The organism is Cutibacterium modestum, from assembly GCF_008326345.1.
Classification (GTDB): Bacteria; Actinomycetota; Actinomycetes; order Propionibacteriales; family Propionibacteriaceae; genus Cutibacterium; species Cutibacterium modestum.
On sequence record NZ_BJEN01000003.1, the window covers coordinates 36,308 to 58,968 of the forward strand.

Annotated in this window: 25 protein-coding genes and 5 pseudogenes; 23 read left to right on the forward strand and 7 right to left on the reverse strand. The window is 59.3% G+C overall.

Features of this window, described 5'->3' with window-relative positions; translation table 11 throughout:
• Positions 1-75 precede the first annotated feature (75 nt).
• The 3 genes from F1563_RS08295 to F1563_RS08305 are packed head-to-tail and all read right to left on the reverse strand — an operon-like array spanning position 76 to position 2,205.
• Entirely contained in the window at positions 76-558 is a 483-nt protein-coding gene (locus F1563_RS08295) for a GyrI-like domain-containing protein (protein WP_172623674.1), read from the reverse strand.
• A complete protein-coding gene (locus tag F1563_RS08300) occupies positions 558-1,394 on the reverse strand; it encodes a lysophospholipid acyltransferase family protein (protein ID WP_002528277.1) in 837 nt (278 codons plus the stop codon). The genes F1563_RS08295 and F1563_RS08300 overlap by 1 nt, the downstream gene beginning before the upstream one ends.
• Position 1,395: 1 nt before the next feature.
• Positions 1,396-2,205, reverse strand: a complete 810-nt coding sequence (locus F1563_RS08305) for an SDR family NAD(P)-dependent oxidoreductase (RefSeq protein ID WP_002528276.1) — start codon at positions 2,203-2,205, stop codon at positions 1,396-1,398.
• Between F1563_RS08305 and F1563_RS14770 the strand changes: the two are divergent.
• The 10 genes and pseudogenes from F1563_RS14770 (at position 2,168) to rplI (ending at position 10,303) form a co-directional block, all read left to right on the forward strand.
• A pseudogene (locus F1563_RS14770) lies at positions 2,168-2,358 on the forward strand (hypothetical protein). The gene F1563_RS08305 and the pseudogene F1563_RS14770 overlap by 38 nt on opposite strands.
• Positions 2,355-3,152, forward strand: a complete 798-nt coding sequence (locus F1563_RS08315) for a deoxyribonuclease IV (RefSeq protein ID WP_002533825.1) — start codon at positions 2,355-2,357, stop codon at positions 3,150-3,152. Before F1563_RS14770 ends, F1563_RS08315 begins: the two are co-directional and overlap by 4 nt.
• Before the next feature lie 73 nt (positions 3,153-3,225).
• Positions 3,226-5,160 (forward strand): AMP-dependent synthetase/ligase, encoded by a 1,935-nt coding sequence (locus tag F1563_RS08320; RefSeq protein ID WP_002528272.1) that lies wholly within the window; start codon positions 3,226-3,228, stop codon positions 5,158-5,160.
• Positions 5,161-5,542: 382 nt separating this feature from the next.
• Positions 5,543-7,021 (forward strand): PTS fructose transporter subunit IIC, encoded by a 1,479-nt coding sequence (locus tag F1563_RS08330; RefSeq protein WP_002528271.1) that lies wholly within the window; start codon positions 5,543-5,545, stop codon positions 7,019-7,021.
• Positions 7,022-7,044: 23 nt separating this feature from the next.
• Positions 7,045-7,506: a PTS sugar transporter subunit IIA gene (locus F1563_RS08335; RefSeq protein ID WP_002528270.1), complete on the forward strand. Its 462-nt coding sequence runs from the start codon at positions 7,045-7,047 to the stop codon at positions 7,504-7,506.
• A gap of 191 nt (positions 7,507-7,697) precedes the next feature.
• The gene (locus F1563_RS08340; RefSeq protein ID WP_002528269.1) at positions 7,698-8,081 is read left to right on the forward strand and encodes a rhodanese-like domain-containing protein; all 384 of its coding nucleotides are present in this window, start codon (positions 7,698-7,700) and stop codon (positions 8,079-8,081) included.
• A gap of 385 nt (positions 8,082-8,466) precedes the next feature.
• On the forward strand, positions 8,467-8,757 hold the full coding sequence (rpsF, locus tag F1563_RS08345) for a 30S ribosomal protein S6 (RefSeq protein ID WP_002528268.1): 291 nt from the start codon (positions 8,467-8,469) through the stop codon (positions 8,755-8,757).
• Between the two features lie 127 nt (positions 8,758-8,884).
• Positions 8,885-9,475 (forward strand): single-stranded DNA-binding protein, encoded by a 591-nt coding sequence (locus F1563_RS08350; protein WP_036973964.1) that lies wholly within the window; start codon positions 8,885-8,887, stop codon positions 9,473-9,475.
• 124 nt (positions 9,476-9,599) lie between these two features.
• Complete coding sequence (rpsR, locus tag F1563_RS08355; RefSeq protein WP_002528266.1) at positions 9,600-9,839, forward strand: 30S ribosomal protein S18; 240 nt, start codon at positions 9,600-9,602, stop codon at positions 9,837-9,839.
• Positions 9,840-9,853: 14 nt separating this feature from the next.
• Entirely contained in the window at positions 9,854-10,303 is a 450-nt protein-coding gene (rplI, locus tag F1563_RS08360; protein ID WP_002528265.1) for a 50S ribosomal protein L9, read from the forward strand.
• 377 nt (positions 10,304-10,680) lie between these two features.
• Here the strand turns inward: rplI and F1563_RS08370 are convergent, their stop codons facing one another.
• Positions 10,681-11,016 (reverse strand): MFS transporter, encoded by a 336-nt coding sequence (locus F1563_RS08370; RefSeq protein WP_007434227.1) that lies wholly within the window; start codon positions 11,014-11,016, stop codon positions 10,681-10,683.
• 15 nt (positions 11,017-11,031) lie between these two features.
• Positions 11,032-11,388, reverse strand: coding sequence for an MFS transporter (locus tag F1563_RS08375; RefSeq protein WP_308479363.1), 357 nt, complete (start codon positions 11,386-11,388; stop codon positions 11,032-11,034).
• Between the two features lie 424 nt (positions 11,389-11,812).
• Here F1563_RS08375 and F1563_RS08380 point away from each other — a divergent pair, with 424 nt between their 5' ends.
• The 3 genes from F1563_RS08380 (at position 11,813) to F1563_RS08390 (ending at position 14,271) form a co-directional block, all read left to right on the forward strand.
• Positions 11,813-12,445 (forward strand): hypothetical protein, encoded by a 633-nt coding sequence (locus F1563_RS08380; RefSeq protein ID WP_002528261.1) that lies wholly within the window; start codon positions 11,813-11,815, stop codon positions 12,443-12,445.
• A 229-nt stretch (positions 12,446-12,674) separates the two neighbouring features.
• Entirely contained in the window at positions 12,675-13,193 is a 519-nt protein-coding gene (locus tag F1563_RS08385; protein ID WP_002528260.1) for a ferritin, read from the forward strand.
• A gap of 223 nt (positions 13,194-13,416) precedes the next feature.
• The gene (locus F1563_RS08390; RefSeq protein ID WP_002528259.1) at positions 13,417-14,271 is read left to right on the forward strand and encodes an undecaprenyl-diphosphate phosphatase; all 855 of its coding nucleotides are present in this window, start codon (positions 13,417-13,419) and stop codon (positions 14,269-14,271) included.
• Between the two features lie 68 nt (positions 14,272-14,339).
• Here F1563_RS08390 and F1563_RS14235 read toward each other — a convergent pair whose 3' ends face one another.
• Both F1563_RS14235 and F1563_RS14240 read right to left on the reverse strand, forming a co-directional pair.
• On the reverse strand, positions 14,340-14,756 hold the full coding sequence (locus F1563_RS14235; RefSeq protein ID WP_208542636.1) for a siderophore-interacting protein: 417 nt from the start codon (positions 14,754-14,756) through the stop codon (positions 14,340-14,342).
• 66 nt (positions 14,757-14,822) lie between these two features.
• Positions 14,823-15,119: pseudogene (locus F1563_RS14240) on the reverse strand (siderophore-interacting protein); the annotation flags it as partial.
• 439 nt (positions 15,120-15,558) lie between these two features.
• On the opposite strand from F1563_RS14240, the gene F1563_RS13630 reads away from it, so the two are divergent.
• The 10 genes and pseudogenes from F1563_RS13630 to F1563_RS08435 all read left to right on the forward strand — a co-directional run bounded on the left by F1563_RS13630 (position 15,559) and on the right by F1563_RS08435 (position 22,451).
• The gene (locus F1563_RS13630) at positions 15,559-15,705 is read left to right on the forward strand and encodes a hypothetical protein (RefSeq protein ID WP_002528256.1); all 147 of its coding nucleotides are present in this window, start codon (positions 15,559-15,561) and stop codon (positions 15,703-15,705) included.
• Between the two features lie 198 nt (positions 15,706-15,903).
• On the forward strand, positions 15,904-16,116 hold the full coding sequence (locus F1563_RS08405) for a hypothetical protein (RefSeq protein WP_002528254.1): 213 nt from the start codon (positions 15,904-15,906) through the stop codon (positions 16,114-16,116).
• Between the two features lie 195 nt (positions 16,117-16,311).
• Entirely contained in the window at positions 16,312-17,043 is a 732-nt protein-coding gene (gene aat / locus F1563_RS08410) for a leucyl/phenylalanyl-tRNA--protein transferase (protein WP_002528253.1), read from the forward strand.
• Positions 17,000-17,362: pseudogene (locus F1563_RS14985) on the forward strand (prephenate dehydratase domain-containing protein); the annotation flags it as partial. The gene aat and the pseudogene F1563_RS14985, both read left to right, overlap by 44 nt.
• Positions 17,363-17,497: 135 nt before the next feature.
• Positions 17,498-17,757: pseudogene (locus tag F1563_RS14990) on the forward strand (prephenate dehydratase).
• A gap of 251 nt (positions 17,758-18,008) precedes the next feature.
• A complete protein-coding gene (locus F1563_RS08420) occupies positions 18,009-18,839 on the forward strand; it encodes a DUF2382 domain-containing protein (RefSeq protein WP_002528251.1) in 831 nt (276 codons plus the stop codon).
• Positions 18,840-18,929: 90 nt separating this feature from the next.
• On the forward strand, positions 18,930-20,204 hold the full coding sequence (gene serS / locus F1563_RS08425) for a serine--tRNA ligase (protein ID WP_002528250.1): 1,275 nt from the start codon (positions 18,930-18,932) through the stop codon (positions 20,202-20,204).
• Complete coding sequence (locus tag F1563_RS14630; protein ID WP_002528249.1) at positions 20,201-20,692, forward strand: DUF4921 family protein; 492 nt, start codon at positions 20,201-20,203, stop codon at positions 20,690-20,692. Before serS ends, F1563_RS14630 begins: the two co-directional genes overlap by 4 nt.
• Positions 20,670-21,506: pseudogene (locus F1563_RS14635) on the forward strand (DUF4921 family protein); the annotation flags it as partial. The gene F1563_RS14630 and the pseudogene F1563_RS14635, both read left to right, overlap by 23 nt.
• Positions 21,507-21,692: 186 nt before the next feature.
• Positions 21,693-22,451, forward strand: coding sequence for an IclR family transcriptional regulator (locus F1563_RS08435; protein WP_002546597.1), 759 nt, complete (start codon positions 21,693-21,695; stop codon positions 22,449-22,451).
• The last annotated feature ends 210 nt before the right edge of the window (positions 22,452-22,661 follow it).

Consider the following 22,661-nt stretch of genomic DNA (forward strand, 5'->3'; position numbering starts at 1 on the left):
GCCCGCGTTTGACAGGGCATCTCTTGTTGTCCGCTCCTGGGGCGCTGTCGTGAGGTGGTCGCGCCGACGTCGACCTCAGGCGATGGGGAAGCACACGTCGCAGACCGGTTCTTCCATGCCGGTGGTGTCCCAGTCGGCCCAGTAAACTTCGCGTGGCGCGGCATTGCGCACTAGCCCAGCTTTTTCAAGCCAGGTGTCGAAGTCGTCATAGATCTCGTCAATGTCGGGGTACTCCAATTCGGCCTTAGTAACGGTAACCCATGCTTCCCGGTGGGCGTTAACGATGCGTACAGCGACGCCACAGGGGAGTACAGAGTCTTCGATCGTGCCCTGGAACGGTTGGCATACCTCGACGGTGCCGTCGTGTTCGGCAGTGAGACCATCATGGTAAATGACAAACGGGAAGGTCTTGCCGAGGGCAGGGTAACCGGGGACAAGGCGTTCGAGAACCTCGAAGGCTTCTTCTATGAAGGGGCCGAGGTCATCAATGGACACCACCCGGGTCATCGAAATGATCCGGCAGGCATCGACCTCTCGGATGTTGACCGGGCGATCCATCATTGGCCTCCGTTCGGCCGAGGGGGCTCAGCCGTCGACTCCTTGCTGGTAGACGCTGCGTGGCTGCTCTCAGAGGACTGACTCAGCGCGCGGTGGCGTCCGTACTCGTCAAGGGTTGGCATGCCATAGGCGCGGGCGGTTTGGTCGTGTAATTCGATTACTTGGCGACGAATCCGTTCGGAGAACTCGTGGGCGATCTCGCCGGGAACAGGGTCCATAGGGTGTCCAATAGCCACGTGAATTGATGGACGTCCCTTTGGTAACCCGGCCTGCTCGGACGGCATGGCCGCCCATGCCCCGACTAACGCAATCGGGATAACCGGAACTCCACGCGAAATAGCTAATGCGGCAGCCCCAGGCTTGAAGGTTCCCATTGCGCCGGTGCGAGACCGGGTGCCTTCCGGGAAGATCAGCAGAGGGACGCCGTCTGTCAGTAGCGATCCCGCCATACCGCGATGGGAACGGGGACTATGGGCGCCCTGCTTACTTTTGCCTTTGCCCCGATCAACCGGGAACGCGTTGAAGAAGAGCACTGGGGCGATGGCCTTCCACCAAGCGGTGAAGAAATAGTCGGCGGCGGCGCCGGTAGCCAGATATTTTGACAGCCGTTTGGGAAGGGCCCCAAAGACGAGCGGGGCGTCGAGGTGGGAGGAATGGTTAGCGACGGCGACGTAGGCACCGTCGAGCCCATCGAGGTTGTCGGTTCCGTGGACGCTAACTTTGACGACCTTCCACACCAGGGGACGCAGCAGAAGCAGGTTCGCTGCCTGTCGCGTCACGGCAGACAGATCATTGGTGTAGCGGCCTCGGTCCCTAGTGGGTTTGACGCTGGCCATCTCAGGCCTCGCCTCCCGGAGCCTGCCGAGGATGATCGTCCTTGTCTCGAGACGAGGACAAGGTTCGTGACAGGAATCTCATAGCGGAACGTGGAGTGTGTGTGGCCACAGCGATGAAGAACTTCCAGAGCGAGGTGGGAATAGACACTACCTTGCCATGGTCAAGGTCATTGAGGGCTTCGCGCACCAGGACCTCGGTGTCGATCCAGAAAAAATCCGGCAGATGGTTGGCGGTGACGTTGGCGCGGGAGTGAAATTCGGTGTGTACCCATCCGGGGCACAGTGCCATGGCCTTGACGCCGGTGCCGGCCAGCTCGTTAGACAGCCCCTCGGTGAAGGTGAGCACCCACGCTTTGACGGCTGAGTAGTTGCCGGTATTGATCCAGGCACTTGACGAGGAGAGGTTGAGGATGGCCCCATGACCGCGGGCCTTCATTGCGCGTCCGGCTGCGGCTGAGAGCACTAGAACTGCCCGCATCATGACCTCGAAGGCACGGTCCTGTAGTTCAAGGGTATCAGTGTCAAGGATCTTGGCATGCACTGCGAACCCGGCGTTGTTGACCAGTAGATCAATGGGGTGGTTAGGGTCCTCCACCCGGGTGGCGATTCGGTCGACGTCCTCGCGACACGACAAGTCTGCCGCAATAGTCTCGACGGAAACTCCGTAGCGGGCTTCAGCGTCGTCCTTGATCGCGGCCATCCGCTCGGTATCGCGGGCGACGATGACGATGTCGTCCCCGCGGGCAGCCAGTTGGGTGACGAATTCGCGGCCGATGCCTGATGTTCCACCCGTGACCATGCTCGTTGCCATACCGTCCAATCTACGGCACGGTGAGGATGGTCACCATCATCGAAGCGACTTTCGTCAGCGTTCCGCTATAACGCACCACCAGTCGTGGGGCCGGCGCTACCTCACGGCGCGGTGTTTGACCGTACATTGTTTGATGGCACAGTGTTGGCATGACGAAGTGGATCATTGGGGGTCATGTCGACGCTGCCGACGCCGTGGCGCAGGCGGCAGCGCGTGAAGCCGATATCGCTCAGATCAGTCTGGGGGATCCGAGATCTTGGAAGAAACCGGACTGTAACTTTCCCGGCGGCCCCCAGGCGCTGCGGGAGGCCGCCGGGGAGGTTGGTCTGACGCTGGTGGTGCACTCCGCTTTCGTCATTAACGTCGCTTCCCTTAATAACCGTATCCGCATCCCCAGCCGCAAACTTCTGCAGCAAACCCTTGACGCCGCTGCCGAAGTTGGGGCAATGGGGGTCGTCGTTCACGGTGGCCACGTGCGTGCCGGGGAGCCGATTGAGAAGGGGCAGGACAACTGGCGTAAAGCCATTGACGAACTCGAAATGTCGGTGCCGCTGTTGGTAGAAAACACTGCTGGTGGAGCCAATGCGATGGCGCGGTTCTTGGAGAGGTTGGCGGGTACCTGGGAGGCCATTGGTGCCGCGTCAGGGCACGAGAACGTCGGGTTCTGTCTGGACACGTGCCATGCTTTCGCGGCCGGTCTGGATATGACGAGTCTGGTCGACGACGTGCGTGACATTACGGGTCGGATCGATCTAGTGCATGCCAACGATTCTCAAGGCGCTGTCGGGTCGGGGCGGGATCGCCACGCCAATCTAGGGGAAGGCGAGTGCGAGGCCGATACCCTCGTCGATGCCATCCGTGCCGCGCAGGCCCCGGTCGTTGTCGAGACTCCAGGGGACGCTGAGGGTCAGGCTCGCGATATCGTTTGGCTGCGTGAGCGCTTGTGACCGGCGCCTGCGCGGGGTGATCGCAGGATATTACGATGGGGAGTTGGGTCGATACCGGCAAGGGAGAACGGTCATGTCAGCGAGCACACATCAGCCCCGCAGGGCTGAACTTGACCCGGCCGGGGATCTTCTCGGTCAACCTGTACCGGGGGAGAACCTCGTCGAGAGCCACCTCGCCCACATGTTCCGCGCCACGGTCGCCAACCACGGTTTCCGTCCCGCGACTCGAGTTCGTCGAGGCGGCCAGTGGATTATCCGCACTTATGCAGAGACTGGGCGTCGTGTCGCCGGGCTCGCGCGGGCTTTTATCACTCCCGGGTTACTCACCAAAGATGGTCTGCAGCGGGGGGATCGTATTTCTTTGTTTGTCGGCAACTGCCCGGAGTGGATCGAGGCTGATCTCGCGGGCGTAACTGTGGGCGTCGTCCCGGTACCGATCTACCCGACGTCGACCCCTGATCAGATTGTTCACATCGTCACTGACGCCGGGGTGCGTGTCATTGTCACGGCTGGTTCCAAGGAGCTCGACCGCATTCTCGAGGCTCGCGACCAGATGCCTGGGTTGGAGACGGTGATCCTGATAGACCCAGCAGATCAGGTTAGTGATCATGATGGTTTGACGGTGCTGTCCCTGGAACAGGTGCGTCAGGCCGGGGTTTCTGAGGAGATGCAGGAGGTCGTTGAGGAGCGCATGGGGCAGTCATCTGCCGATGATGTCGCCGCGTTGATCTACACGTCGGGAACCACTGGTCAGCCCAAGGGGGTCATGATCAGCCATCGGGCTGCATTGGCTGAACTGCAGGCCCTCGACGCGTTCTTCGACGTCACCCCGGCCGATCATTCCCTGAGCTTCTTACCGCTCTCACACGCCCTGGAGTGGGGATGGTCGATGGTGGTGATCCGGCACGGTTGCCTCAACACCTTCGTGCCTAACCCTAAGACGATCTCGACAATGTTGGCTGAGGTTCGTCCAACCCTCTTCGTCTCAGTGCCGAAGCTGTACGAACAGGTCATGAAAGTGGCCCGTGAAAAGGTCTCTGATTCTCCGGTCAAGCTCAAGATCTTTGAATGGTCGCTGGAGGTTGGCCGCGAGTGGTGGCAGTCCCAGCGGCAAGGACGGCGTGTCAGCGTATCGCTGCGAGCACGTCATGAGGTTGCCGATCGTCTCGTCCTCAAGGCCATTCGTGACGCCGTCGGTGGCCCCAAGACCGTGCTGGCGGCCGGTGGAGCGCCGCTGCGTAAGGAGGTCGAAGAGTTCTTCGCCGCCTGCGGGCTGTTGGTGTGCCAGGGGTACGGGCTGACGGAGGCCTCCCCACTGGTGAGCTTCAACTCTCCAGACGGATATAAGTTCGGCACCGCCGGCAAGCTGCTGGTGGGGAGTCAGATGACGACGACTGAGGAGGGGGAGATCCTCTACCGCGGTCCCAACGTCATGAAGGGGTACTGGAAAGCCCCTGAGGCTACTGCCGCAGCAATCGACGATGGCTGGTTGCACACTGGCGATATCGGGTACCTCGATGAAGATGGTTTCCTCGTCATTACCGATCGACTCAAAGACATTATCGTCACCTTGAACGGCAAGAACATCTCGCCGCAACCGATCGAGAGTTCGCTCATGAAGGACCCGCTGTTCGAGCACGCGGTACTGCTGGGCGATAACCGCCCGTGCCTGACTCTGCTTGTCAAGCCGTCGTTGCCGCAGGTGGAGGAACTGGCTGAGAGGTTACACATCACCTCAATGACGGGCTCGGAGATGCTGCGTTCCGAGGAGCTCGCGGAAGAAATTCGTCGCCGGGTGGCTGAGATCACTGAGAAACTGCCTCATCAAGAGCAAATTCGTGACCTGCGGGTGTTGTGGGACGAGTTCACTACAGACAACGGCTTGCTCACCCCGACTCTCAAGGTGCGCCGACGCGAGGTAGAGAAGAGATTCACCGAGATCGTTGAGGAAATGTACGCGCGGCTTGCGGCCCGGCGAAGAGCTGGGAAGAAAAATTCCAGGCACTGATTCAGGGCGCGGGCGGGTTCTTCAGTTTTCCGTTGGTAGAGCGCGTCTTGCGCAGTGCGTCACAGCCGGATTGGTCCGGGGTTGAGACCCGATTAAATTGCGGTGTCGATTTTTGTCAGCACGGGGGCGGTCGCGTCAATTCCGTGACCCACCCTTGCCCGAGCCGGGGTTTTTCGTCACCGGGTCATGGATTCCGGCGGCAAGGTCGGGAGTACACTCCTGCCGAGTGCCGACTCCGCGAGAAGGTGGCTCTTCGGGCGCCTCACGTTGCCGTGTGGATGGTTCGGTGTCAGTAGGACTGCCTCCGACCATGGGGGTTGGCGTCAACCATTCCAGCGCTCGCTGGCAGCCGGACGAGCGCGTCCCCACAGCAAGGAGAACAATGAAGAAGTACGTCGGAATCACAGCATGTCCGACCGGTATTGCCCATACCTACATGGCTGCCGAGAGGTTGGAAGAATCCGCCAAGGAGGCCGGTAACCAGATCAAGGTTGAGACCCAGGGTTCGATTGGTGTTGAGAACGAGCTCACTGCCGACGACATTCGTGAAGCCGATGCTGTAGTCATTGCAGCCGACACTGAGGTCGATCTGTCCCGCTTCGACGGCAAGCGAGTCCTGGTGACCGGCGTTCAAGATGGCATCTCACGTCCAGCCGAGCTGCTGGAACAGGCCCTGACTGCTTCAACCCGCGGCGCCGGGGTCGAACTCTCCGGCGAACCAGTCGCTGAAGCGGGAACCACCTCCAGTAAGGACGGGAAGGAGTCCGTTGGGCACACCTTGTACGCCGCCCTCATGGCTGGTGTATCCCACATGATCCCGTTCGTGGTCTGTGGCGGCATCATGATCGCGCTGGCCTTAGGTATCGGTGGCAAACCTACTGCTGGTGGCGTCGCCGTTCCTGAAGACAGCTTCTGGCAGACCATCCTGCAAGTTGGCACGCTGGCTTTCTCCCTCATGATCCCGGTACTCGCCGGTTTCATCGCTCAGGCTATCGCCGACCGTCCTGGTCTGGTCGTCGGCATGGTCTCTGGCTTCATCGCCAATAGCGGCGCACAATTCCCTTACCTGACGACGACTGGCCCCGGTGGCACGAAGACCGGCCTCAACACCGGATTTATCGGCGCTATTATCATCGGCTTCATCGCTGGCTACGTCGCCAAATGGATGAGGAAGATCCCGTGGCACGAGTACGTCAGGCCGATTGTGCCAATCCTTATCGTCCCGATTTTCGGCACCGCGATCGTCTCACTACTGTACGTCTATGTGCTCGGTCGCCCGCTAGCGGCCCTGTTTAATGGGTTGACCAACTTCCTGGCCAGCATGACGACATCGTCGATAGCCATCCTCGCCATCATCATTGGCCTCATGATCAGCTTCGACATGGGCGGTCCAGTTAATAAGGTTGCCTTCCTTTTCGCCGGGGGCATGATCGCCGTTGACCAGGGCAAGGTTATGGGGCTGGCCGCGGCCGCCATCCCGGTGGCCCCGCTCGGCATGGGCCTGGCCACCCTCATCGGTCGTCGTCTGTTCACCAAGCAAGAACGTGACGCCGGTATTGCTGCGTTGTTCATGGGCCTGTTCGGCATCACCGAAGGTGCTATCCCCTTCGCCGCGGCTGACCCGGCCCGTGTGATCCCGTCAAATATGGTGGGTGGTGCCGTCGCTGCTGTGCTGGCTGGCATGTTTGGCGTTCATGATGTCGTCATGCATGGTGGCCCGATCGTCGGTGCGCTCGGGGCGTGCAAGCCCCTGCTCGGGTTCTTTGCGGCGATCCTCGTTGGAGCTTTAGTGACGGCCTTCATGTCCCTGGCCCTCAAGAGAATTTCCGCCCGTAAGAAGGATCACGCGGTCACCGCGTGAGCCGCCTCGAAAGGAGTTATGACATGGCTATCATCGCAGACCTGCTTGACGAGGGATCTATTGATCTCTCCCTTACCGCAAGAAATAAGGACGACGCTATTGAGAGGATGGTCGACCTTATCGATGTTAGTGGCGCCCTGATTGACCGCGACGTTCTCATCAAAGCCGTTCGTGCCCGTGAAGAGGTGGGAACAACAGGACTCGGCGACGGTATCGCTATCCCGCACGGTAAATGCGATGGCGTCGGCCGCCCGACACTGGCCTTTGCCCGTAGTGACAAGGGCGTGGATTGGGGAGCCCCGGACGGTTCTTTGGCTAACCTGATCTTCCTCATCGCTGTTCCCGAAGCTGCCGCTGGTAACGAGCACCTGCGGATTTTGGCTTCGCTAGCCCGTTCCCTGGTCAAGGCTGATTTCCGCAGCCGACTCATGGCTACCTCGAATCCTCAAGAGGTCCGGGAGGTACTGGCCGGTATCAGCGCCTGAAAAAATCGCCCTCGACGAGTGTGACGGTGTCGAACGCGGGACTGACTATTTTTGTCAGCTGGCCCGGGGGACGGGTATCACCGTTCCGCGGGCCTTGCCGTGTCGGGAGTTTTCGCCATCAGATGAGTTGGGCGGTGGGGTTGGACACGCTCTGAGTCACCGATCGACAGGGTTCCCTACACTGTGCAGATATGGGATTGCGCGACCTGCTGATGAATCATGGGATGGCCGAGGGCGGCCTCGAGCTCCCGGACGTCCTCAACGCCCTCGCTAAGGGTGGGGTGCTCGTTGATGTGCGGACCTCTCGTGAGTATGAAGCCGGGCACGCACCCGGGGCGCGGCTCGTCAACCCTAAGGAGCTGCTCGCTGACCCCTTTACCGCCGTGTATGGTGATGACCCGCTCGCCGAACCTGACCCCCATTTCATCCTCGTGTGTGACACAGGGTTTCGCTCCGGTCATCTGGTAGGTCCGGTGCGGGAGAAGGGTTACAACTGCGACTTCCTCGCCTCTGGCCTGCGTGCTTGGCGTGCCGGTGGGGAGATCCTCATCCCTGGACCGCCGCGCGGTCGCTGAATTCCGCTAGTTTCGGAACCTGGTGACAGCGTTCCCAACCCGGCGAGCCCGATAAGGCCAGTTGTGCCGGTCGCGGGACTCCCGCCGATGGAGGGGAGCTGGTAGTGGCGGTGCGGAGCTCCAGAGCGGTTCGATCCATTGACGCCCGGCTGGAGGCCGTTACCCGGCTTGGACTCGTTCCGTCCCGGAGCGGGGGTATATGGTCAGGCTGCAACAACTGTCGCAACGTGTTGGATTCGGAGAACGGCGGGTCACCCGGTATCCTCTCTAACTGGCTGCCTGTCATGGCAGTCGGCTGGTCGGGAAGACCCCGATCGGTGGCATTCGCCCTCCTGCCACGGGATGTACTCGTGGCCGCTGAGACCAGAGGAGGTGGAGTCAGCGTATGCGTAAGTACGAGGTCATGATTATCGTTGATCCGACCGTCGAAGAGCGTCAGGTCGATTCCCTCATGGAGAAGTACCTGAAGGTCATCACTGACGAGAAGGGCACTGTTGACAACGTCGACGTGTGGGGCAAGCGTCGTCTGGCCTACGATATCCAGAAGAAGTCGGAAGGCATCTACGTCGTCGTCAACGCGACCTGTGAGCCCGCGACCATTCAGGAGATGGATCGTCTTCTTGCCATCGACGAGAAGATTATGCGCACTAAGGTCATGCGTCCCGAGATTCACTGAGGATCGCAGGCCCCACGAGCTTGTTCGCCCTGTTTTCCGGGTGATACCCGGGAGACTGTCTAGGGTGAGCGGCACACTGGAACCATTGATTGCAAACTACGAGAATCACTGCGATCTGGAGACTGACATGGCTGGTGAAACACCTATCACGGTGATTGGCAACCTGACTGCCGATCCTGAGCTGCGCTTTACCCCCAACGGGGTGCCTGTCGCGAACTTCACGGTGGCGTCGACCCCGCGAACTTTTGACCGACAGACCAATGAGTGGCGTGACGGCGAAGCAATGTTCCTCAACTGCTCGGTGTGGCGCCAGTTCGCCGAGAACGTCGCTGAGTCCCTCTCTAAAGGAATGCGTGTCGTCGTCAGCGGCAACCTCAGGGCTCGCTCCTACGAGGATCGCGACGGTAACCGTCGTACCTCCTATGAGATCGACGTCAACGAGGTTGGTCCGTCGCTGAGGTTCGCTTCGGCCAAGGTGTCGCGTAACCAGTCCTCCGGTGGAGGTAACTGGGGTGGCAATGCCGGCGGCGGTCAGGGCGGCAACTGGGGTGGAAACTCCGGTGGTGGCCAGGGCAGTTGGTCCGGTGGCAATGGTGGCCAGGGTGGTAGCTGGGGTGGAAACTCCGGGAACCAGGGGTCCTATAACAACGGTGACGCCAATCGTGGCGGTGGAGTCGATCCCTGGGCTTCAGCCCAGGCCGACGAGCCCCCATTCTGATCTAAGACTAAGCCGCCGATAAGCGTCGTCATCAACAAACATCAAGTTCGGCGTCCCCGCTCGGGGTCGCGGACAAGGCACATTCCGGCAAAAGCCGGGCTTTCATACGAAGGAGAGCACCACAATGGCCGGTCCACAGCGCAAGACTGTGAACAAGAAGAAGGTCGTCCCCATCAAGACCGTGCATATCGGTGCGGTTGACTACAAGGACACTGCCCTGCTGCGTAAGTTCATTTCTGAGCGAGGTAAGATCCGCGCACGTCGCGTCACTGGGCTGTCTGTTCAGGATCAGCGCAAGGTCGCCATCGCGATTAAGAACGCACGCGAACTCGCACTGCTCCCGTACGCCTCGACGGCTCGCTGAGAAGGGAGAAAGACATGAAGCTCATTCTCACGGCTCCGGTAGCCAAGCTCGGTGCCCCTGGGGACATCGTCGAGGTCAAGGACGGCTACGGCCGTAACTACCTGCTGCCGCAGAATTACGCCATCAAGTGGACGCGCGGAGCTGAGGCCCAGATCAAGGACATCACTCGCGCCCGTCAGGCTAAGGAGATCAAGTCCAAGGAGGACGCGGAGCAGATTCGCTCGCAGCTGGAGCACCTGGTCGTCCAGGTGACTGTCCAGACCGGTGAGACCGGTCGTCTGTTCGGCGCCGTCACTCCTGGTGATATCGCTCTGGCCGTCAAGAAGGCCGGTGGTCCCGCCCTCGAGAAACGGGCCATTGAGATCCCCAAGCCGATTAAGACCATCGGTAAACACACCGTCGGCGTCAAGTTGCATGACTCTATTAAGGGTCACATCACGGTGGAGACTGTTCCCGCCACGTGATCTGACGCGCACGCAGACATAAGGGAGGGCACCAGTGGGTGCCCTCCCTTATTCCGTCACCACCGGCGAAAGTAAATGACGAAGCAATCCTATTGTGGTGTCTCAAGGGTTCATCGCGCGGTCCCAGTCTTATGCGAGGGGAGCCGTACCCTCGTTGTAAGCCTAGGCGTGTCTCTGCTCGTGGTCGAGATCTTCAGCCCGAAGATGTAAATGGGAGTCGAGATGAAGGTCAGGGTCGTCACGTAGACAATGACCACATCACCTGGCCGTGCTCCTTAAAGGCCTCGTAGATAAGCGGAGCAGTGCCGCCGAAGTAGGAGTGGCCATAGCCGAGGCTGACACCTAGGGCGCGGACCATGTCTGGGAAGGCTAGAACGTCACCAGAGCGTTGATCGAGGTGTAGCCGGTGATGATGTGCCGACTAGCAGCAGGCCGAAGACATCTAGCGGGTTTGTGGTCTTCGGCAGGAAAATGATGAGCACCCAGGTGCACCAAATGGCACTCACGCCGAAGAAAACCAGCAGCGACTTATGGCCGATCTTGTCGGAAATGAGGCCCTCGACGGGCTGCAGGAACATGAGGATGACGAGTGCGATGAGGTCGGTGGTGGTGGCCGTCGTTGCCTCTTCTATGAAGGTGAACTTGACGATGGCCAGGACGTTTACTGAGTAGGTGTAGAAACAGAGTGTGCTACCCAGGGTGATGAGAAACACCAGCAACGGGGGTTGTCAGTGTTGTACCAATAGGGTACGCATAGTGCCGGAGTCGCAATCTAGGCTGGAGCGAATCTCCGAGTGCTTCTCAGCCAAGGACTCGTCCGTAGCGCGTCTTACCCACAAAACAACGACCGCTGCGAGGTTGTCAATGTCAAAGGCGATGTGCCAACCCCAGGTAGTGATCTGGTCATGGGGCATTGTCGTGGTCTCAATGAGGAGAACGGCCTGGGCGATGGTCTGGTCACCGACGAGGGTTACGTACTGGAAAGACGCGCCACACCGGTTGCGAACCGCCGCCTCGGACATATGAGCCGCTGAGGTGTCGTATTCACTTCCGGCGGCGAAGCCCTGAACAGTACGGCAGATGATGAGGAGGACGGCGGCCTATATGCCGATCTTAAAGAGGCGAAAGTCATGACGAGGACCGAGAAGGTGGTAGAACGGCGTCCGTGACGGTCGACCTACCGTCCGAAGATCCACGATCCCCAGGGCCTTATGGGGAAGGCGATGGTGAACACGGCAACGACATAGATGTGCGAGTTCTTGTCCTCAGGGCCGATGAACTAGTTCTGGGACTATGTTGCGAAGACCGTGTAGGTATGCCGTACCTCTCGATGAGGTACCCCTTCAGGATGTTGAGTGCAACCCGTCAAGGGCTGTGTCCCTCGCGGACTAGTTGTGTTTCACTTTCCCCTGTTGGTGCTTCCTTCGGCATCGTGGTTGGAACCATGCCCCATCCCTGGAGGGAGCAGGGACAGTGGTCACAGACTTGTAACACATTTGGGGGTGAGCTGTGACAGACGACATCGACTGGCAGCCCGGCGTGGTGTTCACCCACACCCTGTCCCTCACCCTTGACGACGAAGCTCAAGAGACCCTTCAAAGTACCTGTGACCAGCTCTTGGCGGCTGGCGTACCCGTCTTGCACCAGCCAGCCCACATCACGATCGCGGCAGTTTCAACCATGGAGGGTGTCGATCCCCAACTTGTTGACGTCGGGTGGCCTAAGAGGATCAGACTCACGATGCCATGTTGCCTTCCCAATTCCGACGGCGTCGTCGCATTATGCCCTCACCACCCCACCTCTCCTGACTCCGTGATGATTTTTGACGCCTCATGGGAGGGGGAGCCTGAATCGTGCTCCGCACCTACCTCTGTCGGTAGTTTTCGCGCGCCGATCTATCTACCGGAGGATCTCCGGCGACCTCATGAGTTGCTGCACCGTCGGTTAGCTGCGGCAGGAGTCGTCGCCTTCAACTATTACGGCCCTCGGTGGTGGAACCCCCACGTCACGATGGGGTATCAAGTTCCGTCGAAGTTGCAGGGGCGAGCTGTCAGAATTCTCGCTGGTGTGGTGCCTTTGGAAGTTGGGGTGTCGGGGGTCTCAGTTTGGCGAGTAGGTGACGGTCACACCTACCGTCTGTGACCCTGATTCGGCAGCGAAAATCAAAGGTCAAACAGAAGATGTTGACGTGGATACCCCAGACGACACCGCAAGGGAATTCAGCCACCAGAGTAAGGAATGAGTGAGTGCAAAAACGTCGCTTCGAGGAAACAAAGGTTATGAAGATGATGCCGCGCGCCCTGAGGTGACATTTCGACACGCATGCCCGGACCACTGACCGGCCCTTGAACTAGCCACATAGCATCGAGACATGAAAATGTCCGATGACATCCTCAAAGCTTTCAACGATCAGATCACCCTCGAGTTCACCGCCGACATGACCTACCGTCAGTTGGCTATCGAGGCCGACGCACAGAATCTTTCCGGAATGGCTGCGTGGCTACGTCATCAAGCCGACGAGGAGATCCTTCACGCCAACAAGTTCATCGACCATGCCCTCGATCGCGGTAGCCATCCACGTATCGGTACCACCGAGGCACCTGAACTTGAAGCCGGTCTCTCCCCGCTCGAGATTTTCCAGGCTGCACTGGCTCACGAGGAAAAGGTGTCCGAGGCCATCCGCGAACTCTACCGTGCCTGCACCTCGACTGGAGATATTGACGCTATTCCGCTGTTGCAATGGTTCATCAATGAGCAAATCGAGGAAGAATCGACCGTTGGCGAAATTGTCGGTCGCATTGAGCTCATTGGTGACGATGGCCCTGGCCTACTCCGGCTAGACGCCGAGCTTGGTTCCCGCAACGTAGAGTCCACCGAAAACCCAGAGTGACTAAACCCGTCGCTCCCGAACGATGTGCGCTTCCGCGATGGCCGCCGCTGTGAGGGGGCGATGCACATAACGACCGTGGTCGTAGCTGGGGGAACCCGGCCCTGACCACGGTCATCAATGTGAGGCTGGGACGCGAGAATTGTCGCTGTCAACGTCTAATGTGTGAGCCTGGATGCATTGACCCTCGCATCCGCACGGTCCCCCAATCGAGAGGCTTTTATCCGTGAACTGGCTGCACGCCGTCATCCTCGGCATAGTCGAGGGAATCACTGAGTTCCTGCCTGTTTCCAGCACCGGGCATCTGCGCATCGTGGAGAAACTGCTGGGGTACGACATCCAGGGCGCAGGGATCACTGCCTTCACCGCGATCATCCAGGTCGGTGCGATCATTGCCGCCATCCTCTATTTCTGGTCTGACATCGTGCGCATCGTCGTCACATGGTGTAAAGGTCTAGTCCATAGGGAAGACCGTGACGACCCGGATTACATCCTCGGTTGGGGCATCATCCTGGGCTCAATTCCGGTGGGCGTCGTGGGGCTGGTATTCAAAGACGCAATCGAGAACACGTTAAGCTCTCTGTGGGTAGTCGCCATTGCCCTCATCCTCTGGAGTGGTGTGATGTGGCTGGGTGATCGTCAATCGGGCCTCAACAGGGGGATGAAAGAGGTTGGCATCGTCGATGCCATTGTGATCGGGTGTTTTCAGGCCTTGGCTCCGCTGTTCCCCGGCATCTCTCGCTCGGGTGCGACGATTTCTGCCGGTTTGTTTCGCAAGTTTGACCGTGCCACGGCGACCCGACTCTCATTCTTCATGGGCATCCCGGTGCTGGTTGCGGCCGGGATTTACGAGACGGTCTCTGCCGCCGGTGACATTTCTATTGCCCGAGGTGGTGCTGCCGCGATCGGTTGGGGACCGACGATCCTGGCGACCGTGGTCTCCCTCGTCGTGGCTTACGTCTCCATCGCGTGGCTGCTGAAGTTCGTCTCGTCGAATAAGTTCACTGGATTCATTTGGTACCGCGTCATCGTGGGGCTCGTCATGATTGGTCTCATCCTGACCAACGTCGTCACCGCCTGACCTAACAGAGCCAGCCTCCATATGCCAGGCCGGGGTTGGACGGGGAGACGAATTCCCCGAAGGATTGCCTAGTCTCCTGACTCGGCTTCCATTGAGCGGTTGAAGTCCTGCTTCATGGCGCGCCAACCGTCAGCGTCACGACCAGCGAACCAGTAGGCCGACAGGTGCACCCGGTCCTTGGGTATACCGCGTTCAAGCCGGAGATGACGGCGCATCGGACGAACCATGGCGGCCTCTCCGTGGACGAAGGCGTGGGTGTTATGGGGCAGGTCTAGGTCCCGGACAGTAGCGACGATCCTTTCGGGGTCGCGGGGAGCTGCTACGACGGTGACGCGGTCGGTGAGGGTGAGCGGGTAACTATGGTGGCCATCGACGCGAATAATGGTCGCTTGAGCCGATGTCGGTAGGGCGGCGAGGGCGTTCGCAACCGCAGGGAGGGCCACTGCGTCGGCGACGGCGAGCAGGTGGGAGATATCGCCGGGCATCTGCCAGTGACCGCCCGGTCCACGAACAGTGACCTGGTCTCCGGGCTGGACGGCCTGGGACCACCGGGCACCGGGCCCATGATGGGCTTCGCCCCCGGGCTCAGGGCCAAACTCCAGGACGTCTATGCCCCACGATCCGTCCTTGAACCACCTGCGTCGGGTGTACGTGCGTAGAAGTGGCTGTGCCGCGTCGTCACTGACAGGTTGGCGCAGGTCAGAGCCGTCAGATGGCAGGACGATTTTGGTGTGGTCATCGACCGAGGTGATGGGCGGCATGGCACACCGTTCGAAATCGATCGAAATAACGTTAGGGATGTCATGGCGGACCTCGCGGACTCGTGCGAGACATTGGGTTTTGGCCATGTGGCCAGGCTACAGCAATTATGAAACGGTTACGTTTTTAAATGGGTGAGCAGTGGATACGTGAGGATCCGCAGCGAGTATCCTCAAGAGTTATCCACAGGGTTATCCACCAACTGGGGACAACTCACATCGGTGTAATTTCGACTGATGTTGTTCTCTAGCACGATCACCTGAGCCCAACAGGCCCCAGGGGCGTTGGGAACCAAAATCGCCACCTCACCTAGGGGCCAGGCATTATGGTGCCCGAGGCGTTGGTCGTTCGGTCAAAAATGTGCAGGGGTCGCTCGGAGCGTGTGGCGGTAGGTGGTGGGCGTGACCCACTCTCACGCCGCATGCGTCGCCGCAGGGTGAAGGCGATCCTCCGTCCGGTTCGTTGTGCGGTGACATCGATGGAGAGGACGCTAATTTTTAGCAGCCGTCGGGCCGTGAAGATGCGTTGATGGAGGGTCCACTTCAAGGGGCTCTGGCCGGTTTCGGGTACGAAACGTTGGATGCGGTGCTGCTTGGACAGGTGCGTCTGCCTCGCCAGGTCGGTTACAGCGAGCGGTTGGTCCAGGTGGCTGATGATCCACGCGGTGAGTTCTGAGAAACGGTGAGTGGTTGGAGTTGCCGATGGCTTAATGTACCGGGGCCTGGCTGCCGACCCGATGAGGAGGCACGACCGTGCGATGGGCGATACGGGCCGCTACGTCTTCGCCGTGATCGTGGCGCACCAAGTGCAGGACGGGATCGAGGACCATCCGGCCCCACCTACATGCAACACCACGACCGGTCAGGACCTCCGGTGAAGGTCATCAACGCCGCAGAGGCGATCATCAGAGCGGGCGTGGACGGTCGTCGTATTCGTGCTCATCCTGGCGATGGGCACATCACCCACCCGGGCGGCGCGGCGACAACCCTGGTCATCGAGACCGTCGACAGCACCCGGTCCACCATTCCTCATGAGGCGTCAATGACACCTACCGAGACAATGACGCCACGCCGACGTGTGGTGTGAAAAGTATCAGCACAGCCGGGGTAAGAGCACTGAAGTGCCTGGCCCTGGCATCAGCTGACAAAAATCGTCAGGCAACACAGTGGTGCTCTGCGGGTGTGGGAGTTAGGTGAGGCATTAGAGGATCGCCGTACCAGATTTTGATGTGTTGCCTCCGGGTGGACAATAGACCGGCAGCGATGTCAGGAGGCCAGGTCAGTGACGGTTCCAGAACTCTTCGGAGACCCGGATCAATGGCCCGACGACGATCTCATCGCGATCACGGGAGCGCTCAGCCCACACCTCGTGTTGGCGGCCTTACACGAAGGTGTCTTCCCCATGCCCATTGCCGACGAAGAGGTGTCGCAGGAACTCCAGGGTGCGGCGGCATGGTGGTCTCCCATGCGCCGCGGTATCTTGCTGCCTGGTCAACTCAAGGTCGCTCGCAGCCTGCGCAAGACGACCAAACACCAGACGACGACCGTCGACCGCGCCTTCGATGAGGTCATCACACGGTGCGCGGACCCGACCCGCCCCTATGCCTGGATTGACGACCGGGTCATGGAAGCCTACGGGTACCTCCATGGTCGCGGGTGGGCTCATTCAGTCGAGACGTGGGACGCGCAGGGCCGTTTGGTAGGAGGTCTCTATGGCGTCAGTGTTGGGGGATTTTTCAGCGGAGAGTCCATGTTCCACGATCCGGAGTATGGCCGTGATGCTTCCAAGACAGCTCTGATGAGGTTGGTCTGCGAACTCGGTCCTGGGCTCCTTGACGTGCAATGGAGCACTCCACACCTGGCCAGTCTTGGCGTCATTGAGGTGGATCGCGCTGAGTATCTTGCCCTGCTTTCCGACGCTCTTGAGCGTCCAGCTCCACAGTGGACGAGTCCAGATGACCCGGCGTGGAATGGTGTCCATTTACTCGAGCGAGTGCGAAAAATGCCCGCTTGACGGAGCTGCGGCCACTCTCGATACCCTCGCTGCGCTTGATGGACTGTGCAGGTCATCCGTGAGGTGGTCATGGCGGTGCAGTTCAATCTTGTACGTGCGCTCAGGGACGAGTCTGTCGTCGGTTCGTCACGTCTTAACTCATCCTCATGCCGCGAATCAGTGTCGAAATTGGCTGGCTGCCAACCTTCCACCCCATGCCGAGATCACCCAGGGCGGTTCGACGGCCGCGGCTGCCAAAGAGGTGTCGGACCCACGCTCACGATTCGACGCCGCAGTATGCGCAGAGGTTGCGGGAATGATGTACGGACTCACAGCTATAGCACAGGGAATTGCCGATAATCCTGATGCTGTAACACGATTCATTCTGGTCGCAAGAAGTGGTCAGATGGTGGCACGAACTGGCGATGATCGAGCGACTGCTGTCGTCGTTCCTTCGAGCGATCATCCGGGCTCCTTGCTGGAAATCTTGCAACAGTTCTCTTTCCGCAAAATTAATTTATCGAGAATTGAATCCCGTCCCACGAAGGACCGCCTTGGTGAGTACTGCTTCTCTATCGATGCCATCGGGCACGTCAAGGATGAGAGGATGGCTGCCGCGCTCAAAGGGTTGTATCGAATCAGCCGGAAGGTGATCTTTCTTGGGTCCTATCCGAACGGCTTCGCAAGGGGTTTTTCTTCGTCAGAGGGTCCCGAGGTGGTCCGTGGCTTCAGTGACGAGGACTATACCGCAGCAGAAGAGTGGTTTGCGCGGGTCACGGGAAAATGACGACGCCTTTACCGTTCCGGCAACGGCGAATTGTAGCATAGTTAGGTTGTCTAAATAAGAGTTTTCAAAAATTCAATGAAATCCCGCCTTTAGGGTGATTTGTGTGTGACCTCCTGGCTCGTATCGTTGAAGGCATCAACCAAGCCCGCTCGGTACTCCCGACGGGATTTGATAGAAATCAAAACGAAAGGAACCAAGAATGCCAACCGACAAGATGCCTACGAACGCTAATATTGACGCTCTTTACGACCGCACCGTTGTTGACCAGTCTGGTAACAAGATTGGCGAGATCGGTCAGGTTTACCTCGATGATGCCTCGGGTCAGCCGGCATGGGTGACTGTCAAGACCGGCCTTTTCGGGCGCAATGAGACCTTCGTCCCCTTTAAGGGCTTGGAAACCTCGAGCGACCAGGTTCGCACCCCCTACACTAAGGATAAGGTGAAGGACGCTCCGAGCGTTGACCCCGACGGCCACCTCTCTGAGGACGAGACCGATGAGCTGTACCGTTACTATTCCGACGCCTTCGCTTCGGACACGAAGACCACCGATAAGAACGTCGAGCGGGGTGTTGCTGGCGGAGTGGCTGGCCAGCAGGCCGCCGACAGCAAGAAGGTTACTGACACTAAGTCTCAGACCACGGTCGGCCAAAAGCTTCCGGTCGCCGAGGACGGTTCCGTAGTCCGCCATGAGGAGCGCCTTAACGTGGGTAAGGAACGGGTCGAGACCGGTCGCGTGCGTATCCGCAAGCACGTTGTTCACGACACTGAGACCGTTGAGGTTCCGGTTGAGCGTGAGGAGATCCACGTCGAGCGCGTTCCCCTTGACGAGAAGGTTGCTGCTGACGACGTCAAGCTCTCTGAGGGAACCCAGGACATCGTGACTCACGAGGAGCGCCCGGTCGTCAATAAGGAGACCGTCGGTGTTGAGAAGATCAAGATTGGCAAGGAAGCCGTGCAGGACACCGAGACCGTGTCCGGCAAGGTTGCCAAGGAGCAGATCGACATCGATAACACCAAGCACACCAAGTGATGCACTGACTACGAGTGAGGTTTGGGCCTGACAGCCCGGGCCTCACCCATATGTGCGTCCTGATGCCCTCAGCCCGGTAGAATCGGGCACATGATCGATCCCAAGCTCCTGCGAACGGATCCGGACACCGTTCGCCGCTCCCAGGTCGCCCGCGGCGAGGACCCCTCGATCGTGGACAATGTCGTCGCCGCAGATGAGGCTCGTCGTGAGGCTATTGCCGCCCATGAGAACCTGCGCGCAGAACAGAAGGGACTCGGCAAGCGGATCGCCAAGGCATCTGGTGACGAGAAGGCGGAGCTGCTGACCCGTACCAAAACAATCTCTGGTGAAGTCGCTGACCTCAAAAAGGCCGCAGACGAGGCTGACGCCAAGTTCACCGAACTCGCCAAGACCCTTGGCAATATCGTCATCGACGGGGTCCCTGCTGGTGGCGAAGATGAGGGCGCCATCAAGGAGACCATTGGAACCCCGCGTGACTTTGCCGCTGAAGGATTTAAACCCAAGGATCATCTTGAGATCGGTGAAGCCCTCGGGGCTATCGACATGGAGCGTGGCACGAAGATTTCTGGATCCCGTTTCTACGTTCTTACCGGCGTTGGTGCCCAGTTGGAATTGGCCCTGCTCAACCTGGCGATGTCCAAAGCGGCTCAGTGGGGATTCACTCCAATGATCCCGCCGGCCCTAGTCAAGCCGTCGGCCATGGAGGGCACCGGGTTCCTCGGCCAAGCTGCCGACGACGTTTACTACCTGCCCAAGGATGATCAGTACCTCGTTGGAACCTCCGAGGTGGCTCTAGCGGCTTTCCATTCCGAGGAGATTCTTGACGACGCCGAACTGCCTAAGCGTTACGTAGCCTTCTCTCCGTGTTACCGACGCGAGGCCGGCTCGTACGGCAAGGACACCCGCGGTATCTTCCGCGTCCACTGGTTCGACAAGGTCGAGATGTTCGTTTATTGCCTCCCAGAGGAGGCTGAGGCTTGGCACGAGAAGTTACTTAGCTTTGAGAAGGACTTCATCACGGCGCTAGAAATCCCATTCCAGGTGCTTGATGTTGCCTCCGGGGACCTGGGCCTGTCGGCTGCTCGCAAATACGATTGCTACGGCTGGCTGCCAACCCAGAACCGCTATCGCGAGATTACTTCGACGTCGAACTGCACTACCTTCCAGGCCCGTCGCTTGTCCATCCGCCACCGCGGACCCGACGGCGTCGAGCCCCTGGCCACCCTCAATGGCACCTTGTGTGCGATGACTCGCATCATCATCATGTTGCTGGAGAATCACCAGCAGGCTGATGGCTCGGTGCGGGTGCCCAAGGCGCTGCGCCCTTACCTGGGTGGGCGTGGGTTCATCGAGCCTGCGAAATGAATGACGATCCGTATTATCGGGAGTTGCCCGACGGCACGATTAAGCAGGTCAACCCGTTCACCGGGACGAAAGTGTGGACGGTTCCGGGTCGCGGGGCGCGCCCGCTGGGTAGACCAGCCGAGCAACTTCAGAACCTGACCGAGCGCGATCGCCATGCTGCATGCACGTTCTGCCCTGATAACCATTTGTTGACGCCGCCGGAGAAGACCCGGCTGGTGAAGCGCGAGGGCGGTCTGGTGCGCGGTCATGACCTCATTCGTCACGTTCCGGCCGACCAGCTCGATGCGACTGTCCCGGAGTTTCGACGCGTCCCCAACCTTTTCGAGATCCTGTCGTGGCAGTACTGGCAACTCAACTGGGGGATGGACCTGCCTCGAGCGTCGCGGGATTGGCAGGAGGAGTACCTGATCCAATCCGGCAGGGGAGGCCCACGTGAGGTCGGTTCTCAACGCCAAGTTCAAAGCGGTGGGGTCGGAGCAGCATGCTGAAACCCTCAAGCCCCAGGAATTGCGTGAGGCTTCTGCGGCTTTCTTCGCTGGTGGGCATGACGTTGTCGTCGCCCGCCGTCACTACACCGATGAGGGCACAACGACCGCCGACATTGCCGGATCGGCGAGTCTTACTGTCGATGAGCATCGAGCCTTCATGGCCCTGACCGTCGACTCTATGGCTCAACTTCACCGACACAACAAGCATGTGCGGTATGTGGTGGTTTTCCAGAACTGGCTCAAGCCGGCTGGGGCCTCCTTAGACCACTTGCATAAACAGTTGGTGGCCATTGACGAGGTGGGTGCCGATAACGAGTCGGTGCTGCCGAAAGCTGTCCTCGACCCGGGCATTTTTAATCGATGGGGGCCTGACTTCGCGGTAGAGCATGGTCTCGTGCTGGCTCGCAATGAGGGGGCTGTCATGACAGTTGGGTTTGGGCACCGTTACCCGTCGGTGGAGGTGTGGTCGACGAGCCGAGCCGATCAGCCCTGGCAGATCGACGATGAGGGGATTGACGCCGTCTCAGACCTCCTACACGCCGCGCATGTAGCCGTCAGCGACGATGTACCCGCCAATGAGGAGTGGCATTACCGCCCGATGGGTACGGGGATTCCGGTGCCGTGGAGGATCATCCTCAAATTGCGCGTCTCAACCCTGGCCGGATTCGAAGGAGGCACGAAGATTTACGTCAACACCATCTCCCCGGCCTCCCTCGCTGCCCAGCTGTTGCCGAAACTGCAGGAAGCTAGGGCAGCCGGACGAATCGCTGCAATGGGCCTGGGGGACGAGTGCGGATCCCCAAGGCAGTGCTTGCTGCTACGCACGCGGGGCGAGGAGAAGGGCTCAAGTGCGGGTGACGGCGGTTCGGTGTCCCGACGTGGGCGCGGTCACGAACCGGGTACATAGGGACGGTATACTACCGAGCGGCCAAATGGTGCCGATGACACGTCGTCATGCCAAGATAGAACGAAGTTGGCCTGGAAAAGTTAGACTCTATTAATGGAGCCTAGTCGATCAGCACTGACGACACTCGAGGTGTTGGGTGCTTTGTCCAATTGCGTTGAGCCACAGTACGCAAGCACTTTGGCTCGGCGACTGGGGATTCCGAGAACTACGACGTACAGGATTCTTGCTGCGCTGGTGATTAAGGGGTACGTCATCCATGATTCGGAATTGGGGAGATATTCACTTGGTCCGGCAGCATACGAGTTGTCGGCTGCCTATGAGCGGCAGGAACCGTTACGCCGGGTGAGCCTCCCCGTCATTGACCGTCTTGTGGACGAAACCCATTCAAGCGCTCATCTTGCACTGCTCCGAGGATCAGACGTCATATACATTGTGGAACAGCGAAGTACTCATACCCCATCGCTCATCACCGAGGTGGGGGTCAGACTTCCGGCTGAGATCACCGCGACCGGAAGGTCGATGTTGTCTTGCCTATCATGGACGCAAGTAGATGCGCTTTACCCGAGTTCAGCTGAGTTGTCGGCCGGTCATTCGAACTCACCAACCTCGACCGCAGAGCTGCACATGATGCTTGCCGAAATACGGCGGCGGGGATGGGCACGCGAGATTGATTCTGTGACGGTTGGATGGTCGACCTTGGCTGTCCCGGTTGTGGATGTGTCAGGTTATCCGGTGGCTTCGATTGCCACGACGTACAAGACGGCGCTAGAGAGTAGAAGGTTCGAGAAAGCCCTCCTCGACCATCTCTTCAAAGCCGCGCAAGTAATCCAGCGTCGACTGAATATGCATTGACTTAAAAAGATTTGAATAAAGCGAGAACCCAAGAGAAATTTTGGTGAGTAGTGGCTACGATATTCCGTCGTTTCACATGCGGTATCTGCTGTTTCTCATATGAAACACCAAGTGGCGTGTCCACATTGCGTTGCGCCAAAATCACCAACTAACGTCCGGTCTCGTAGATAGGACGCTGAAGTCAATGAGGCCACAAGCGTAATCGACAAT